General features: G+C 65.9%; 15 protein-coding genes. 9 read left to right on the top strand and 6 right to left on the bottom strand.

Going from position 1 to position 16,623, the window contains the following annotated elements:
• Window positions 1–86: 86 nt before the first annotated feature.
• On the top strand, window positions 87–3,701 hold the full coding sequence (mfd, locus tag AC5RTY_RS13560; protein WP_494139670.1) for a transcription-repair coupling factor: 3,615 nt from the start codon (window positions 87–89) through the stop codon (window positions 3,699–3,701).
• Window positions 3,702–3,713: 12 nt separating this feature from the next.
• Here the strand turns inward: mfd and AC5RTY_RS13555 are convergent, their stop codons facing one another.
• On the bottom strand, window positions 3,714–5,546 hold the full coding sequence (locus AC5RTY_RS13555) for an ABC transporter ATP-binding protein (protein ID WP_494073636.1): 1,833 nt from the start codon (window positions 5,544–5,546) through the stop codon (window positions 3,714–3,716).
• 68 nt (window positions 5,547–5,614) lie between these two features.
• Here AC5RTY_RS13555 and AC5RTY_RS13550 point away from each other — a divergent pair, with 68 nt between their 5' ends.
• On the top strand, window positions 5,615–6,031 hold the full coding sequence (locus tag AC5RTY_RS13550) for a MarR family winged helix-turn-helix transcriptional regulator (RefSeq protein WP_494014299.1): 417 nt from the start codon (window positions 5,615–5,617) through the stop codon (window positions 6,029–6,031).
• Between the two features lie 7 nt (window positions 6,032–6,038).
• Here the strand turns inward: AC5RTY_RS13550 and AC5RTY_RS13545 are convergent, their stop codons facing one another.
• A complete protein-coding gene (locus AC5RTY_RS13545) occupies window positions 6,039–6,395 on the bottom strand; it encodes a hypothetical protein (protein WP_494014298.1) in 357 nt (118 codons plus the stop codon).
• A 222-nt stretch (window positions 6,396–6,617) separates the two neighbouring features.
• Between AC5RTY_RS13545 and AC5RTY_RS13540 the strand changes: the two genes are divergently transcribed.
• On the top strand, window positions 6,618–7,082 hold the full coding sequence (locus AC5RTY_RS13540; RefSeq protein WP_494026438.1) for a hypothetical protein: 465 nt from the start codon (window positions 6,618–6,620) through the stop codon (window positions 7,080–7,082).
• On the opposite strand, the gene AC5RTY_RS13535 is transcribed toward AC5RTY_RS13540, so the two are convergent.
• Entirely contained in the window at window positions 7,049–7,888 is an 840-nt protein-coding gene (locus AC5RTY_RS13535; protein WP_494023710.1) for a response regulator transcription factor, read from the bottom strand. The two genes, AC5RTY_RS13540 and AC5RTY_RS13535, sit on opposite strands and share 34 nt — an antisense overlap.
• Window positions 7,889–8,264: 376 nt before the next feature.
• Between AC5RTY_RS13535 and AC5RTY_RS13530 the strand changes: the two genes are divergently transcribed.
• The 6 genes from AC5RTY_RS13530 (at window position 8,265) to AC5RTY_RS13505 (ending at window position 12,471) form a co-directional block, all read left to right on the top strand.
• Complete coding sequence (locus AC5RTY_RS13530; protein WP_494073637.1) at window positions 8,265–8,804, top strand: alternate-type signal peptide domain-containing protein; 540 nt, start codon at window positions 8,265–8,267, stop codon at window positions 8,802–8,804.
• 80 nt (window positions 8,805–8,884) lie between these two features.
• Entirely contained in the window at window positions 8,885–9,460 is a 576-nt protein-coding gene (locus tag AC5RTY_RS13525) for a hypothetical protein (protein ID WP_494073638.1), read from the top strand.
• Between the two features lie 11 nt (window positions 9,461–9,471).
• Window positions 9,472–10,155: a signal peptidase I gene (locus AC5RTY_RS13520; protein WP_494073639.1), complete on the top strand. Its 684-nt coding sequence runs from the start codon at window positions 9,472–9,474 to the stop codon at window positions 10,153–10,155.
• 166 nt (window positions 10,156–10,321) lie between these two features.
• Window positions 10,322–11,065, top strand: a complete 744-nt coding sequence (locus AC5RTY_RS13515; RefSeq protein ID WP_494073640.1) for a hypothetical protein — start codon at window positions 10,322–10,324, stop codon at window positions 11,063–11,065.
• Complete coding sequence (locus AC5RTY_RS13510; RefSeq protein WP_494073641.1) at window positions 11,062–12,045, top strand: hypothetical protein; 984 nt, start codon at window positions 11,062–11,064, stop codon at window positions 12,043–12,045. Before AC5RTY_RS13515 ends, AC5RTY_RS13510 begins: the two co-directional genes overlap by 4 nt.
• A gap of 174 nt (window positions 12,046–12,219) precedes the next feature.
• On the top strand, window positions 12,220–12,471 hold the full coding sequence (locus AC5RTY_RS13505) for an SHOCT domain-containing protein (RefSeq protein ID WP_494001353.1): 252 nt from the start codon (window positions 12,220–12,222) through the stop codon (window positions 12,469–12,471).
• A gap of 100 nt (window positions 12,472–12,571) precedes the next feature.
• On the opposite strand, the gene AC5RTY_RS13500 is transcribed toward AC5RTY_RS13505, so the two are convergent.
• The 3 genes from AC5RTY_RS13500 to AC5RTY_RS13490 all read right to left on the bottom strand — a co-directional run bounded on the left by AC5RTY_RS13500 (window position 12,572) and on the right by AC5RTY_RS13490 (window position 16,594).
• Window positions 12,572–14,608: a M1 family aminopeptidase gene (locus AC5RTY_RS13500; protein WP_494139669.1), complete on the bottom strand. Its 2,037-nt coding sequence runs from the start codon at window positions 14,606–14,608 to the stop codon at window positions 12,572–12,574.
• A gap of 179 nt (window positions 14,609–14,787) precedes the next feature.
• A complete protein-coding gene (locus AC5RTY_RS13495) occupies window positions 14,788–16,101 on the bottom strand; it encodes a UDP-glucose dehydrogenase family protein (RefSeq protein ID WP_494139668.1) in 1,314 nt (437 codons plus the stop codon).
• 49 nt (window positions 16,102–16,150) lie between these two features.
• The gene (locus AC5RTY_RS13490) at window positions 16,151–16,594 is read right to left on the bottom strand and encodes a VanZ family protein (protein WP_494026431.1); all 444 of its coding nucleotides are present in this window, start codon (window positions 16,592–16,594) and stop codon (window positions 16,151–16,153) included.
• Window positions 16,595–16,623 lie beyond the last annotated feature (29 nt).

The raw sequence follows: 16,623 nt of genomic DNA, 5'->3' as shown, positions 1-16,623 counted from the left end.
GTCCCTGACCCTCAGTTGCGTCGGATCCAGGTGCGCCGAACTGGAGGGTATTCGTGTTGCGCCCGACCGGAAGAAGATGGAACACAATGAGCCTGAACGGACTGCGCACAGCCCTCGCCCAAGACGAATCGTTCGCGAAGGTACGGCTGCAGTCGGCCCGGCCCGTGGCAGAGCGCAGCGAGGATCTGCAGATCGGTGCGCCGCCCGGGCTGCGGGCCGCCCTGCTGGCCGAAATGGTGCAAGGGCTGGAGGCGGGCGCCGGCGAGGGGGCCGCACCGGGCGACGGGTCCGGGCCCGGCGTCGTGCTGGCGGTGACGGCGACCGGGCGGGAAACCGAAGACCTGGCGGCGGCGCTGCGCAGCTACTTGCCGGATGAGTCGATCGAGGAGTTCCCCAGCTGGGAGACGTTGCCGCATGAGCGCCTGTCGCCGCGGTCGGACACGGTGGGCCGCAGGCTATCGGTGCTGCGCCGGCTGAAGCACGACGACGGGGCGGCGCCGCTGCGGGTGGTGGTGGCGCCGGTGCGCGCGGTGCTTCAGCCGCTCGTGCAGGGGCTGGGGGATTTGCAGCCTGTCTCGCTTACGGTGGGCGACGAGGTCGCCTTCACCGACGTGGTCCGGCGGTTGTCCGAGGCCGCCTACGCCCGGGTGGACATGGTGAGCCGGCGCGGGGAGTTTGCCGTGCGCGGCGGGATCCTGGACGTCTTTTCGCCCACTGACGACCACCCGGTCCGGATCGAGTTCTTCGGCGACGAGGTCGAATCGATGCGCTGGTTCGCGGTTGCCGACCAGCGCTCCCTGGCCGGGGAGAACGTCAAGCACCCCGCCCAGTTGTACGCGCCGCCGTGCCGGGAGCTGTTGATCACGCCTTCGGTCATGAGCCGCGCCGCCAAACTGAAGGGGCAGATGCCGGCGGCGGCCGACATGCTGGAGAAGATCGCCGGGGGCGTCGCCGTCGAAGGCATGGAATCGCTCTCGCCGGTGCTGGTGGACGCCATGGTGCCGTTCATCGGGGAGCTTCCGCCCGGTTCCATCGCCGTCGTCATTGAACCGGAAAAGGTGCGCGGCCGCGCCCATGACCTCGAGACGACGAACGACGAGTTCCTGGCCGCCGCGTGGGCGACGGCTTCCGAGGGCGGGGACGCACCGCTGGACCTGGCGCTGCAGGGGGATCTGGAGCAGGCCGGCTTCCGGTCGCTGGGGGACACCCGGGCTGCGGCCGCGGAACAGCAGGTGTCGTGGTGGTCCATCACTTCGTTCAATCCGGACGACGAAACGGTGCTGGACATCGACACGTTGACCATCGCGGCCCGGGAACCCAGGGGCTACCAGGGCGATGTGGCCGAAATGATGGAGTTCATCGGTTCCCGCGTGCGCGACCAGTGGCGTGTGGTCGTGGCGACCGAAGGCCCGGGCCCCGCCGCCCGCATGGCCGAACTCTTCCACGATGCCCAGATCCCGGCCTCCCGCGTCGAATCGCTGGAGAACGAGCCGCAGCCCGGGATCATCGAAATCACCACGGCCAGCACGGGCAAGGGATTCGTTTTCGACGGGCTGAAGCTCGGCCTGCTGACCGAAGCCGACTTGCTGGGCCGGGCCACCGCACGCTCTACCAAGGACATGCGGAAGATGCCGTCGCGGCGGCGCAACGCCGTGGATCCGCTGCAGCTGACCGAGGGCGACTATGTGGTGCACGAGCAGCACGGCGTGGGCAAGTTCATTGAACTGGTGCAGCGCTCCACCGGTGCCGGACCCACCAAGGCCATGCGCGAATACCTGGTGCTGGAATATGCCTCGTCCAAGCGCGGCGCCCCCGGGGACCGGCTGTTCGTGCCGACGGACCAGTTGGACCAGGTCACCCGGTACGTGGGTGGCGAGACCCCCGTCCTGTCCAAGATGGGCGGCTCCGATTGGGCCAAGACCAAGAGCCAGGCCCGCAAGGCGGTCAAGGAGATTGCCGGCGAACTGATCCGGCTGTACTCGGCCCGGATGGCCTCCCGGGGGCACGCCTTCGGACCGGACACCCCGTGGCAGCGCGAGCTGGAAGAAGCCTTCCCCTACATCGAGACGCCCGACCAGTTGACCACCATCAACGAGGTCAAGGCGGACATGGAGCGGGAAGTCCCGATGGACCGGCTGATCTCGGGCGACGTGGGCTACGGCAAGACCGAGATCGCGGTGCGGGCCGCGTTCAAGGCGGTCCAGGACGGCAAGCAGGTCGCCGTCCTGGTTCCCACCACCTTGCTGTCCCAGCAGCACTTCGAGACGTTCAGCGAACGCTTCTCCGGGTTCCCCGTCAGGGTCAAGGCGTTGTCCCGCTTCCAGACCCCCAAGGAAGCCAAGGACACGATGGAAGGCATCAAGAACGGCAGCATCGACGTCGTCATCGGAACGCACCGGCTGCTGTCCAAGGAGGTCCAGTTCAAGGACGTGGGACTGGTCATCGTGGACGAGGAGCAGCGCTTCGGCGTCGAGCACAAGGAAGCGTTGAAGAAGATGCGCACCAACGTGGACGTCCTGGCCATGTCCGCGACGCCGATCCCGCGCACCCTGGAGATGTCCCTGACCGGCATCCGCGAGACCTCCACGCTGGCCACCCCGCCGGAGGAGCGCCATCCGGTGCTGACCTATGTCGGCCCGTACACCGACAAGCAGACGACCGCTGCCATCCGGCGCGAGCTGATGCGCGAGGGCCAGGCCTTCTTCGTGCACAATCGGGTGTCGTCGATCGAGCGGCAGGCGGCGCGGATCCGGGAGCTGGTGCCCGAGGCGCGGGTGGAAGTGGCGCACGGGCAAATGAGCGAGTCACGGCTGGAGCAGATCATTGTTGACTTCTGGGAGAAGCGCTTTGACGTCCTGGTCTGCACCACGATCATCGAGACCGGGCTGGATATTTCCAATGCGAACACCCTGATCGTTGACCGGGCGGACCGGTACGGCCTTTCCCAGCTGCACCAGCTGCGCGGGCGGGTGGGCCGCGGACGGGAACGGGCGTACGCCTATTTCCTGTTCGACGCAGAGAAACCACTGGGCGAAGTTGCCCTCGAGCGGTTGAAAGCCGTGGCCGCGCACAATGAGCTGGGCGCGGGCATGCAGCTGGCCCTGAAGGATTTGGAGATCCGTGGCGCGGGCAACCTGCTGGGCGGGGAACAGTCCGGGCACATTGCCGGCGTCGGTTTTGATCTTTACATCCGGCTGGTCGGCGAGGCGGTGGCGGATTTCCGCGGCGAAACGGAGCAGAAGGTCGCCGAAATGAAGATCGAACTGCCCGTCAACGCGCACCTGCCGCACGATTACGTGCCGGGGGAGCGCCTGCGCCTGGAGGCCTACCGGAAGCTCGCCCAGGCAAGGACACACGAAGCCATCGACGAAGTGGTGGCCGAGCTCACCGACCGCTACGGCGAGCTGCCCGAGCCCGTCCGGAATCTCGTGGCGGTGGCGCGCTTCCGCGTCGAGGCCCGCGCCGCCGGGCTGACCGACGTGGCGGTGCAGGGCAACTTCATCAAGTTCGCGCCCGCGGCGCTGCCGGAGTCCAAGGTGATGCGGCTGAACCGCATGTACCCCGGGTCGCAGGTGAAGCCGGCGCTGGACTTCATCCTCGTCCCCAAGCCCAAGACCGCCCGGATCGGCGGCAAGGACCTGGCCGACCTGGCCATCCTTGAATGGGCGCAGGGCGTCATCGACGCGGTGTTCAAGGAGTAACGGCGCGGGTGGCTAGGCCGCCAGCGCCGCATACCGGCCGTCGGCGTCGAGCAGGGACTCGTGCGTTCCCTGTTCGACGATCCGGCCGGCCTCGAGGACGGCGATCTGGTCGGCATTCCGGACAGTCGAGAGCCGGTGGGCGATGGTGATGGTGGTGCGGCCGGCGGCCAGCCGGTCGAAGGCCTGCTGGACAGCGTGTTCGGTCTGGGTATCCAGTGCGCTGGTTGCCTCGTCCAGCACCAGCACCGGGGGATTGCGCAGCAGGGTCCGGGCGATGGCAATCCGTTGCTTCTCGCCGCCCGAGAACCGGTGCCCGCGGGACCCGACGACGGTGTCGTAACCATCCGGCAGCGCCGCGATGTGGTCGTGGATTTGGGCGTCCCGTGCAGCCTGCTCGATGTCGGCATCGCTGGCATCCGGCTTGGCGTAGCGCAGGTTTTCCCGCACCGTGGTGTGGAGCAAATAGGTGTCCTGGCTGACCACTCCCACAATGGCGGCCAGGTCGGCCAGGCGCAGGGAGCGGAGGTCGACGCCGTCGATGGTGACGCGACCTTCCGTCGGATCCTGCAGGCGGGCCACCAGGGCGGCCAGGCTGCTCTTTCCGGAGCCGGTCGGGCCGACCAGGGCCAGGGTGGAACCGGCGGGGACAGTCAGGTCCACATGCTCGATGGCCGGTGTCCCGCTGTCCGGATAGCTGAAGCTGACGTTCTCGAAGCGGACATGCCCGGCGACCTTCGACGGATCCACCGGGGCGGGGGAGGCTGGCTCGGCGATCTCCACCGGCAGGTCCAGATACTCGAAAATCCGGGCGAAGAGCGCCAGCGAGCTGGTGACGGTGATCGTCACGTTCAATAGTCCGAGCAACGGCCGGAAAAGGCCGCCCTGCAGCGCCGTGAACGCCACCACCGTGCCGATGCTGATGTTCCCTGCCGCCCCCGGCAGGCCGGCGGCGAAGTAGATGACGGCGGGGACGGCGGCAAAGATGATGCTCATGGTCGCCATCCGCCAGCGCCCGGCCAATTCGGAACGAAGTTCCAGATCGGTCAGCCTTTCCGACGAGGCGGAAAACCGGGCGGCCAGGTCGTCTGCGGTGCCCAGCGTCTTACTCAGTTGGATTCCGCTGACCGAGAGCGACTCTTCGATGGTCACATTCATGTCGGCCAGTTCCCGCTGGCGGCGCGCGGTCAGCTCCCGGCGCACCTTGGCCACCTTGCGGGTCAGCACAACGGCCGGCGGCATGACCAGCAGCGAGATCAGCGACAGCTGCCAGGACAGCGCCGCCATGGCCACTGCCGTGGCGACGACGGTGGTCAGGTTGGTGGCAATCCCTGTTGCGGTCGAGGTGACCACCGATTGCATGCCGCCGATGTCGTGTGTGATGCGGGACTGGATTTCCCCGCTGCGTGTCCGCGTGAAGAAGCCGACGGACTGGCGCTGGAGGTGCGCGAAGACCTCGGTCCGCAGGCTGTGCATGACGCGTTGGCCCACCCGGGTGGCAATCCACGTCTGCAAAACGCCGAACAGGGCCGTGACCGCAGCGACAACCAGCATCCCGGCGGTCAGCCAAGCCAGCAGCGGGAGCTGCTGGCGGGGCAGAGCCGTGTCGATCACCGCGCGCAGGAGGAACGGCGAGGCCATGGCGGCGGCAGAGGAAGCGACGATGATGCAGGTGACGAGGGCCAGTTGTCCCCGGTACGGGCGGAACAGGGCGGCGATCCGCTTTAGCGGTACGTGCCGGGCTTGTTCTTTTTCTGCGGCCGTCGGCTCCCTTATGGGCCCGCGGCCGGCGGTTATTCCGAAGGTTTCCGTCGGAACCACCTCGATCCGTGATGAAGGGGGCAACATGCGCCGCCCGCATTGCTGAGGTTACCTCAATATGAGGTTACAACAGGAGAACTTGGTAGCCTATTCCCGTGGCAGATGAAAGTTTACTGGACGCGTTCTGGGCAGTGTCGCGTCAACTCAGGAGGGGCGCCCGGGAGGGCATGGCCCCGCTCGGCGTCGCCCCGTCACAAGCGAGGGCACTGCGCATGCTCCGCCAGCACGGCCCGCTGCGGTTGGGTGAACTTTCCGAGCGGCTTCGGATAGCACCGCGGTCGGCGACGGACATCGTCGATGGCCTGCAGGAAAGGGGCTGGTGCTCGCGGGAGCCTGATCCGGCGGACCGCAGGGCCACGGTGGTCGTCCTGAGCGCGGCTGGGCGGGAGATAGGACAGGCCATCCGGGAGGTCCAAGTGAGGCATGCGGAGAAGTATTTTGGCGCCCTGACGGCAGCCGAGCGCTCCCAACTTGCTGCACTCCTGGCCAAGCTCACGTCGGGGGAGGACTAGGAAGGGCCTACCGCAAGAACGCGAACCACAAGACGGCGACGGCAGCCAGCACGACGACGGTGCTGGCGACCCAGGCGGTCCTGACCGTCTTTCGGGGTGCTTTGGGGCGCTGCGCGGACCGAATACCGGACTGCGGCTTCTCGATGCGCACATACTTCGCAGGACCGGCCGCTTGACCGTCCGCCGGTGCCACTACTTGGATGAGGCCGGTGCGCAACTCCCGCCGGGCGGGATACGGGTCACCGGACGGCTTGGACACGAGCGGGATCACCGGAATCATGCCCGTCGGCGGCGCGGGCTCGGCTGCCCCCGTGCGAACGTCGCGCCGGCTCGGCAGTTGAGTGTCTTGGGCAGGATTGGGCATTACTGGCCTTTCAGCCATCAGGAACGGGTGTGGTACGCACAGACGTGGCATAGCCATCTTAGGTAGCCGGCGCGGAAATCCGGGCATCTTCCTTTGTCGTGTCGGGAAGCCCGTCGGTTCGCCCGCGGTGTGAACGGCCTGCCGCCTCGTTCAGCTTTCCTTTGGCCGATCTTCGGGCTGCGCCGCCCGGCTTCCTGAGCTGCCGAGGCCAGACTGGCACCTATGAGTTTTCCTGACCAGCCCCGCCTACGCGAGACGGGCCCTGGCCGACCCGCGGTGTCCCTCCTCCTGGCCGCCTGCGAACTGCCGGTGGTCTCGATGCCGGTGCTGCATGCCCTGGCGAGGGACCTGAGGGACGAACACGCCTGCCGCAGGTTCGTGGCCGACTACATTGACATGTGGGATTTCCGGAGGACGCGGCTGGTCCAGGCGGTCCAGGAACAGGATCTGGACAAGGTCATGGATGTTTCCCTGAGCCTCAAGACTGCCAGCAGCGTAGCCGGGGCACTGCGGCTGTCGTTTTGGGGCCGGCAGGTTCAAAGGCTGGCCACCGAATTCGCGGAGGGAAACCGGCATGGCTTGGCGACCGCGCGGGATCTGCTGGACCCGATCGGAAGCTGCGGCGACGAGACGATGCGGCGCCTTGCTGCCGATTACCTGGCGACAGCCGACGGGGCCATCCGATAACCGAATCCGCGAACGGTCTCCAGCCACCGGGGCGAACGCGGATCATCTCCGAGTTTGCGGCGCAGGTTGGCCATGTGGACCTCGACGGCGCGTTCGTCGGCCTCCGACACGAAGGAGCCCGTGTCAAACTCCTCAAACCGCAGGCGCCGCACCAAGTCCTGCTTGCTGCGCACGGTGCGGCCGCCGTCCATGAGGGTCAACAGCAATTCGAATTCCGTCCGGGTCAACTCCACCGCGGCCGCGTCCACGGTTACCGTGCGGGTCGGATAGTCCAACGAGAGGCCGTTGTGGTCGTACGTGCCGAGCGCAACAGCGCTTGCGGCACAGCCGTCCTTTCCTGTGGCCGGCCGAAGGGCGGGGGCCGCGGGTTGCTCGGCAGGGACAGCCGTCGGTACTGCAAGGGCCGCGGGAGGCTGCGTTGACAGCGGCCCGGTATTGCGGGCCCGGCGGAGCATGGCCGAAACCCGGGCACGCAGTTCAAACGGTCGGAACGGTTTGTTGATGTAGTCGTCCGCGCCTGATTTAAACCCCAACACGGTGTCGATTTCGTTCGACCGCGCCGTGAGCATGAGGATGTAGGCATCGCTGAAAAGGCGGATCTGCCGTGCGGCCTCGAAACCGTCGAAGTCCGGCAGCCCCACGTCCAGGGTCACGATACTGGGACAGTACTTCCTCACCGCAGCTACGCCCTCCTGGCCACTGGCGGCAGCATGAACCGAAAAACCGGATTGGGTGAGGACACTGCTGATGAGCCGCCGGATGTCTTGGTCGTCTTCTATGACAACGGCTACTTGCGGAGTGTCCATCTATCCCATTTCTTGTGTGTCTGCCGATTCCTGGGGTGCAGTCGAAAGAACGTCTGAGCCGCTATGTGGGCCAGCTCTCAGGCTCCTTCCTAGCTACGATGCCCTGCTCCTTTGTAACGTTCAACCCCTCGCGTGGCCGATGGTACCTGACAGTCGTAGGACGGTGGGGCCGTTGTTTTGTCGTCTGCAGCGTGCTCCGTTGCTCTTCGGACTCCATGATCTTGAGATTGGAGGTGATTCTTGAGGTTCGCACGGCCGTCCAGCCACGAATTTCGAGAACCTTTGGCTCATGCAACCGTTCATCTTTGGTTGTGCCGATGAGAGTTGAAGCAGCGGGAGGAACGTCCTACCGGGTCAGCACAGCATGAGGTCGAAGATGAACAAGATGGTTAAGGGCACTATTGCGATCGGCGCCGGCGCGCTGTTGCTCCTCGGCGGCGGCGGAACGCTGGCAGCCTGGAACGCGGACCAGACCGCACAAATGGGCACGATCCAGGCCGGTAACCTCAACCTGAAAGCGGGGCAGGGTATCTGGACGAGCAACCTGATCGAAGCCCCCGTGGACCTCGCAACCCACAGAATCGTTCCCGGCGAGACCCTGACTTACAAGCAGAACCTGGACGTTGTTCTGGAGGGCAACGCCCTCAAGGCAAAACTCAGCGTGGACGGGAAAAACGGGAAGAACGTTCTCGACGCAGCCTTCGTCGACGGGACGATCAATAAGCCGGAAGTCACCCTGGCCAAGGAAGGCGTTGACCTGACCAACGTCCTCTCGAAATCGGTCGAGGGCATCACAGCGTCCGTGAGTTTTACCTTCAACGCGGACACTGCTCAGAGGCAGAGCGTGAACGCGAAGTATGACTTCAGCAACGTGGCATTCAAGCTTGAGCAGGTTACGCCTACGCCCGTGAGGTAGCGGGTGCCGGTTGCCTGGTTGGACCGTCAGCAGGCGGCTGGGCATCGGCTCCAGCCAAGTGGGAGGCAGGGGGGAGTTGGATGCGGCGTTTTGCGACGGCAGCGGCGCTGATGTCAGGTGCGGTTTTTCTGGGTTTGCTCGCCGTTCAAGTTACTTATGCCCTCTGGAATGCGAGCGTGTCGGCCGATGCCGGCACCGCCCAGGCCGCCGACTTCACAGTCACCCTCAGCGGGGACGAAAGCCGGCACATGGATATGACGCTGGCCAACGGTGCTCCGGCGACGCTGGCACTGTCCACGAAGCCAGCGGGCGCCCTGCTCCCGGGCGGAACTGTCTATGCCGGCATCGTCATGACGAACGAGACCAACGCAAGTGCAAATTTCACTGTCGAGGCAAAGATGGCGGTAGCGCCGATTGTGGAATCGCAGGAGCTCGGCAGATTTCTCAAGGTCCGATCCGCGGCTGCGGGAAATCTCGCCTCCTGCTCGGATCCCGCCCTTTTTACGGCCGCCCCCGAAGTGCTCCCTTCATTCCGCCTGGCCAAGGGGCAAGCGGGCGCCTTTTGTTTCCAGGTGAAACTCGCCGATGACGTGCCGGCCGCACTGGAGGGTTCGTCTACAGCGATTTCCATTCCGTTGTCTGCCGCTCAGATGTGAGAGAGAAGCCCATGCATGTTGTTCGCCTGATAGGCAGGGGACTTGCCTACCTGGCCTTCCTGACGGTAACCCTGGCAGCACTGGTACTGGTCGTTATACCTCTGGTTACCGGGTCTCAGACATACACGGTGCTGACGAACTCCATGGCGCCCAAATACGCGCCCGGCACGTTTCTGGTGGTGAAGCCTGTCCCTTTCGCAGAGCTGAGTACCGGCGACGTCATCACCTACCAGGTGGAATCCAACAGCCCCGTCGTCGTCACCCACCGCGTCACCGCTATCATCACGGCGCAGGACGGTGAGCGGCTGCTGGTGACAAAGGGGGATAACAACTCCCTGGAAGACGAAATGCCCGTCATGGAAGTGCAGGTCCGCGGCAAACTGTTCTATGCCGTGCCCTCGGTCGGCTATGTTGCCAGCGCCATGGGACAAGGCGGGCGCGGCAGCCTCGTTCAGATTGCAGCCCTCGCGCTCATTGCCTATGGCGGCTTTGCGATGCTTCGCGGGCTCCGCCAGCGGAGACAACAAGGCAGCTCAGATGCCGTCGCCGGGGCCCCGTCCAATCCGGCAGGAGGGGACAACGAGCCGGAGACGGACGCGCGGGACAACCTCCACGCCCGCGCCGGCACCACTGCCGTGTCGCAGACGGAAGCGCTGCCGACCCGCCGTTCGCTCAGGGAACAGAGCAGGATTTAGCGTGATAACCGGACGAAAGGATCCACGGCCCTGTGTCTGGCGCGCCTCGGTTTCGGTCCTGTTGATCCTCCTGGTTCTGGCGCCGGCCAGTCCGGCATTCGCGGGCGATGAACGTCTGCAAATCAGCTTGGACGGACGGGATTTCGCACCGCGGCTTCAGGCACCGTTGTTTGAACAGAATGCGCCGCTGGTGCCCGGCGGATCCATGACGGCCGGCCTGTGGATTCGCAACAACGGCAGTGACGCCGGAGCCCTGACCGTGGCCGGCGTCGTCGGCGACGCCGACGTGCAGATCGCCAGGAATCTGGTCCTGCAGGTCGAGTCAGGCGAGGAACCTGCCGTCGAAGCCTCGCTGACGGGGCCGTGGTCTTGTTCCCGTATCAACACCGTCTGGATTCTCGAGGCGGGGGAGATCCTGCACCTGGACATGACACTGCGCCTCGACCAAGAGGCTGCGAACGAAACCCGGCTCAAGACCGCCGACGTGGATGTGGCCGTGACGTTGCAGGCGACGGCGGGAGGACAGGCGGCCCGTGCCGCGTGCCCCGCAGGCACCGGATCCAACCCGAGCATCCCGCCGCCGGACGAGGCGGCTGCCGGTCCCGTCAGCGGGCCCGGTCGCGCGGGCGCCGTCGGCTTGACCGGAAACGGTACAGACGCCACCCGCCCCAGTGAGCCGCACGGCCAACATGCCCTCGACACCGTCGTGACTGCCGATGCCGAAGACCAGGAGTTCCCGTTGCCCGGTACCGAGGCGGGTGCGCTGGCGACTGAAACAGGTCGCGCAAGTCAGCCGGCCACCTGGATTGCGGGCAACGTGTCCGCCAACAGCCGCGGGTGGCTGGCGGTGGCTTTGGGCCTGATGGGAATTCTGTTCCTGGTCCTGATGAAACGAGGGAAGCGTTCATGAGCACACCTCGAGACCCCGACGCGCCGGATTCCGCTGGAGGCCCTGGTTTTCTGATGCGGTTGAGGGCTGTGCCCGGTTTTGTGCCGGCCTTGGTGGCATTTTTCCTGGTCATTCTGCTCGGCGCCGGCGTGCCCGTCGCCGCGGCCAAGTGGCAGCAGACGGCCACCGCCACCCTGAACATCACGGTGGGGCCGGTGCCAGGGCCGCCGCCCGGATCCGGGGCTGCCCGTGTTGTGGCCGGCGCCCAATTAAAGCCCCGCCCCATAGGGCCGGGAAGGAAATCCGTGCAATGCGTGGTGGGGAAAACCAAGGCAGAGTTGGAGAACCGCGACAAGGTCGACGTCACCTTCAGTTGGAGCCGAGCCTCAAGCGTCACGCATTACAACGTCACGCTCACCTCGGACGATCCGCGTTACAACCTTGCGGCCGAGGTCAAAGGGGAATCGGTCACCTTCAGCAGGCCTCGCATTCCTTCCGACCGCCTGGGCAATCCGCTCGACGGTGCCGGGACAAAAGCACCCTATTACAGGCTTTACAGCCTGCGGGTCCAGCCGATGAACGGGACTTCCGCCGGTGATGCTGCCTACTTGGCGTACGAGTACCAGCACTCAAACGTGGAAAACTGCTACTACGACGCCAAACAGCATCCGCCCCTGGGGCTGTTGACGAGTGTGAAGCACGCAGTCAGGGCGCCCGCCGACGACCGCCGGCACGTGTCCTTCAGCTGGAACGAATCGGCCGGCGCGACCTCCTACGAGGTGTCCCTGCAGGGCGCCAACGGCTGGGGCGCTGAAACGAGGGTGCAGGCGACCAGCGCCGACTTTGAGCTGCCGTTCTCCCAGACCGGCGGTGAATTCTTTGCAGATTACCGCTTGCGGATCCAGCCCATGAACGGAACTGTTGCCGGCGATCCCGTCTACAAGACCCTGAAGTATTTCCCATGGGGCACGACACTCCATGAGGCTGCCTCGCCGGAGTAGGAATGCCCCCGGGCTTCAGAATGCCGGCCTGCCAAAAACCCTGAAGACAGGCGGCGCTTCGGTGTACCCGTCCCTGTTGGTTGTCGGACCGGACGCGTATCCTGACCCTAGAGGAACGGAGTAGAAAAGCCATCGTTCCGTCGTGATCGAAGGGGTGCTTTCATCATGGTTGATATGGGCTTGGCATGGCTGTTTGGGCTGCTGTTGTTGGCGATTGTGGCGTTGCTGGCCGTCCTGGTGATACGTGCGTTCATGGGGCTGAGACCGCGCGACGTGGAAGATGCTTTGGCAGCAGCAGGCGGTCAAATACAGCAGTCGCACCGGCGGAGCACTGCCCGACAGATCCTCGACCAGAGGTTCGCCCGCGGCGAGTTGACGGCAGATGCCTACCGAGAAGGCCTGCGCGTCCTCGGCGAAGACCGCTAGCAGAAGACGGCCAGGCGAGGACCGTTAGCCGGAGACGGCTAGCCGGTGAATGGAGTCGCTGACAGGTGGCTCCCGGCCTGCCCTCCGCGACGCCTTGCCGCTACAAAACCCCTGGTTTCCCAGCCGTCGATACAAAGGCCTTGAAGAGTGCAGCGAGGTCTTTGCCAGTGACATCCTCGGCCAGCTTTTCGAAATCGACCGGCTTGCCCGATCCGTTCCGGACCCAGGTCTTCAGGAGCCTGAAAAAGTCTCTGTCGCCCACGGTTTCCCGCAGTGCATGCAGCGCCATGGCGGCCCGGGTCTGGACATTACCGGCGAAAAGTTGATCGACGCCAGGATCCGACACCCGCACCTGCCAGAAGTCGTCGTCGGCCGGGATGCCGGCGTAGAAATCGAACGTGTCATCGGCGCTGCCCAGGCCTTGCTGTTCGTTCCAGAGCCACTCGGCATAGGTAGCAAGGCCTTGGTTGAGCCAGCTGTCCTGCCACCGCGGTGGAGGCAATTGCGCGTCGGTCCACTGGTGCGCCAACTCCCGGGCGATCATGGCATTTCCGCTGGCCTCGCTGTAGAAGCCGTCCACGGGGTAGACCGGCCGACCCTGCATTTGAACGGCGAAGCCAAGGTCCTCGGCACGGTCAATGATGCCGCCGGCGCTCTTGAGCGGATACTTGCCGAACACGGTGGACAGGAACTGCATGATCTGCGGCTGCCTGTCCAGCGACTGCTGGATCCTGTACGCCTGCGACGGCGGAGCAGCGGACCCGGCCGTCCAGCCGTTCGCGTTCTCCGGGCTGCCGTCCGGTGCAGGCTGCGCTTTCCAGCCGTCCCAGCGGTCGCCGTCGCTGTCGAAGGACGTGGACCCTCCGCCGCCCGGCACCTTGATGTCTTCGACGAAGACCCCGTCGTTCTGTCCCGTGATGTCGCTGGCGTAGGTGATGGACAGCTCCACATCCTGGCCGGCGTAATCTGCCAGGTCGAACTCCCAGTGCTCCCAGCCGTCGCTGGCGCCGGTGGCCGCCCACCATTGACCGGTGGCGCCTTCTGCGGTGCAGGAACCGCCGCCGTCGTCCGTCTGGTAGTGCTTCAGGAAGGGGTGCACGTGATGCCACGCCGGGCAGGAATTACCCGTTTCGTCGTTCGCGAGTCCGGTGGCATCCTTCAGCGTGGTCCAATCGCTGCCGCCGGGCGTGCGCGCCTCCACGAAGGCATAGTCCCAACCGGGCTCCGTGTCCCGCAGCATCCAGAACGAGAGTTCACCGCCGGATGTGGGGACACTGACCGTGCGGGTGAGCCGCTTGTAGCTGGCATTGTCGCTCTGCGACCAGGCAAGCCCGTCGCCGTTGCGCGGGACCACCGCCTCCTTCAACACCGGATCCATCGCGTCCACGTAGCTGATGCCGCCCTTGGTGCGCTCCGCCACGTCAAAGTGCCCGACGGCGAGGGTCGCCAGATGCGGCGACAGCGGCTCGTGGGCCTTCCAGGTGTAGACGGTGCGGCCGGACTCGGCCTCCCTGCCGTCCGGCAAGCCGTTGGCCACCGCCTGCCAGCCGTCGGGCACCGAGATGCTGAAGGTGTAGCCGGCACGGTCGCTGGGATGGTTGTTCACCGGAAACCAAGTTGGCGCACTCAGCGGATGGCCGGTGACGAGGGCGCCGTCGTCGGTATGGATGAACCCGGCGGGACCGGGGAGGGCGAGGGTTCGGGGGGTGCCGGAGTACGCCACGACCACGGTGAAGCGGTCGCCGTTCGGGACACCCCGGATGGGGGTGACGGCGAGCTTGGTGCCGGTCCGGGCAAACCGTGCGTCCCGCCCGTCGACGCTGACGGAGTCGACGGCCAGGCCATTCAGGTCCAGGCTGAACGCCGAAAGGTTCTGCGTGGCCTGTGCCGTGATCGTGGCGGTGCCCTCCAGCCGGTCCGTGGGCGGGTCGTACAGCAGATCCAGTCCATAGTGGGACACCTGGTAGCCGCCGTTCCCGGCGTCAGGGAAATACTCGTCATGCAGGGTGGCGGAGCCGGGTTCGAAGACGTGCCGGCCGGGATCGGGTGCTGCTGCGGCCGGGGCGACAGACAGGCCCACGCCGGACACACCAAGGAGCGCGGCCGCAACCAGGGCAAGACCCCTCCGAGCCATCATGCAACGTCCCCCCATCGGCCAAGGCTGCACGGACCCGTGGATATGCGGGGTCGGCGGCTTCACGCGCTGGCCATCTACATAAGATGCTCCTGTTCGGGGCCCCTGTCAACGGATACGACTATGGGCCCGCACAACCTGGCTGTACGGGCACATTCTGGAAGGCCGGACTTGGGAAAACGCTAGGGGCGGCCGATGCCCTTGAAGGCCCAGCCGGCCTGGCGCCACGTTGCCGGGTCCAGCACGTTGCGTCCGTCCAGGATTTTCTTTTCATCCACTTGGTTTCCGACGGCGACCGGGTCCAGCTCGCGGTACTCGTTCCACTCCGTCAGCAGCACGAGCGCGTGGGCACGGGCGATGGCCGTTTTGGTATCCGGTTCGTAGCTGAGCTCCGGGAAACGCTGCTTGGCGTTGGCCAGCGCCTCCGGATCGGTGACGGTTACCGTGGCACCCTGCAGCTGCAGTTGCGCGGCAACCGATAGCGCGGGGGAATCACGGACGTCGTCGGACTGCGGCTTGAAGGCGGCTCCGAGCACGGTGATGCGTTTGCCGATCAGCGACCCGCCGCAGAGCTCTCGCGTCAGTTCCACCACGCGCGTGCGCCGGCGCATGTTGATGGCATCCACTTCACGCAGAAATGTCAGGGCCTGGTCCGCGCCGAGTTCGCCCGCCCGGGCCATGAAGGCCCGGATGTCCTTGGGCAGGCAGCCGCCGCCGAAGCCGACGCCGGCGTTGAGGAATTTGCGCCCGATGCGCTCGTCCATGCCGATCGCGTCGGCCAGGGCGGTGACGTCGGCGCCGGCGGCTTCGCAGACTTCCGCCATCGCGTTGATGAAGGAGATTTTGGTGGCCAGGAAGGAGTTTGCAGCGGCCTTGACCAACTCTGCGGTGGCATAGTCGACCACCAGCCGCGGAGTCCCGTCGGCCAGCGGCGTCGCGTAGACCTGGTCCATGGCCGCGGTGGCGGCTTCACCGGGTGCACCCGAAGGCACACCGTAGACAAAGCGGTCCGGAGTCAGCGTGTCCTTGACGGCGTGGCCTTCGCGCAGGAACTCGGGGTTCCACGCCAGGATGGCCCCCGGGGCAATATCCCGGATTTCCTCTGCCAACCGTGACGCCGTTCCCACCGGCACGGTCGACTTGCCGACGACCACGTCGTCCGGGCGCAGGTGCGCGGCCAGGGACGTGAAGGCGGCATCGACATAGCGCAGGTCGGCGGCGTTCTCGCCTTTGCGCTGCGGTGTGCCCACGCACACGAAGTGCACCGCGGCTCCGGCCGCGTCGGCCATCTCGGTGCTGAACGTCAGCCGGCCGGTCTGCTGAACCTCAGCGAGCAGTTCGGGCAGCCCGGGCTCGAAGAACGGGGCGCGGCCGGCTTGGAGTTCGGAGACCTTGCGTTCGTCCACGTCAATACCGACCACGTCATGCCCGAGTTTGGCCATGGCCGCGGCATGCACGGCCCCCAAGTAGCCGCAGCCGATGACGGAGATTCGCATAGTGGTCCTTTACGCGTGCCTGAGTAGAGACTACTTCGACTTTAGCGCGTTACCGGTGCCGGTTTTGCCGGAATTCCAGCCAGGCATAGGCCAGCACCGTGCCGAGTGCCGCGCCCAGGGTGTTCGTCCAGACATCCTGCAGCGAGGCATAGCGGCCGGGGAGGAACTCTCGTTGCGCCCACTCCATGGCACCGGAGAGGAGGAAGGCTCCGGCCGGGGTCAACCAGCGCCAACCGGTCGGCATCAGGAGGGCGGCCAGCAGACCGAGCGGCACGAACATCAGGACGTTGGCCCCGGATTCGACCAGGTTGTAGTCGACCCAGCGCGGCCCGCCTGCGTCATGCAGAGCCGCGAGAACTGCCTGGAGGGTGCTGTTCGCGCCGGCATCAACCGGGGTAGGCCACAACATTGCGACGGCGACCAGGAGGGTATAGCCGGCCAACAGCCAAAAATGCAGCAGGCGGGACGGCTCCCGGGACGTGCCAAGCCGCATCGGTCTTCCTCTCGGGTGTGGGCGGCCGC

The organism is Arthrobacter sp. Y3224055 (genome assembly GCF_059090825.1).
Note: the sequence above shows the minus strand (reverse complement) of the source record. Positions and strands in the feature narration are given on the sequence as shown.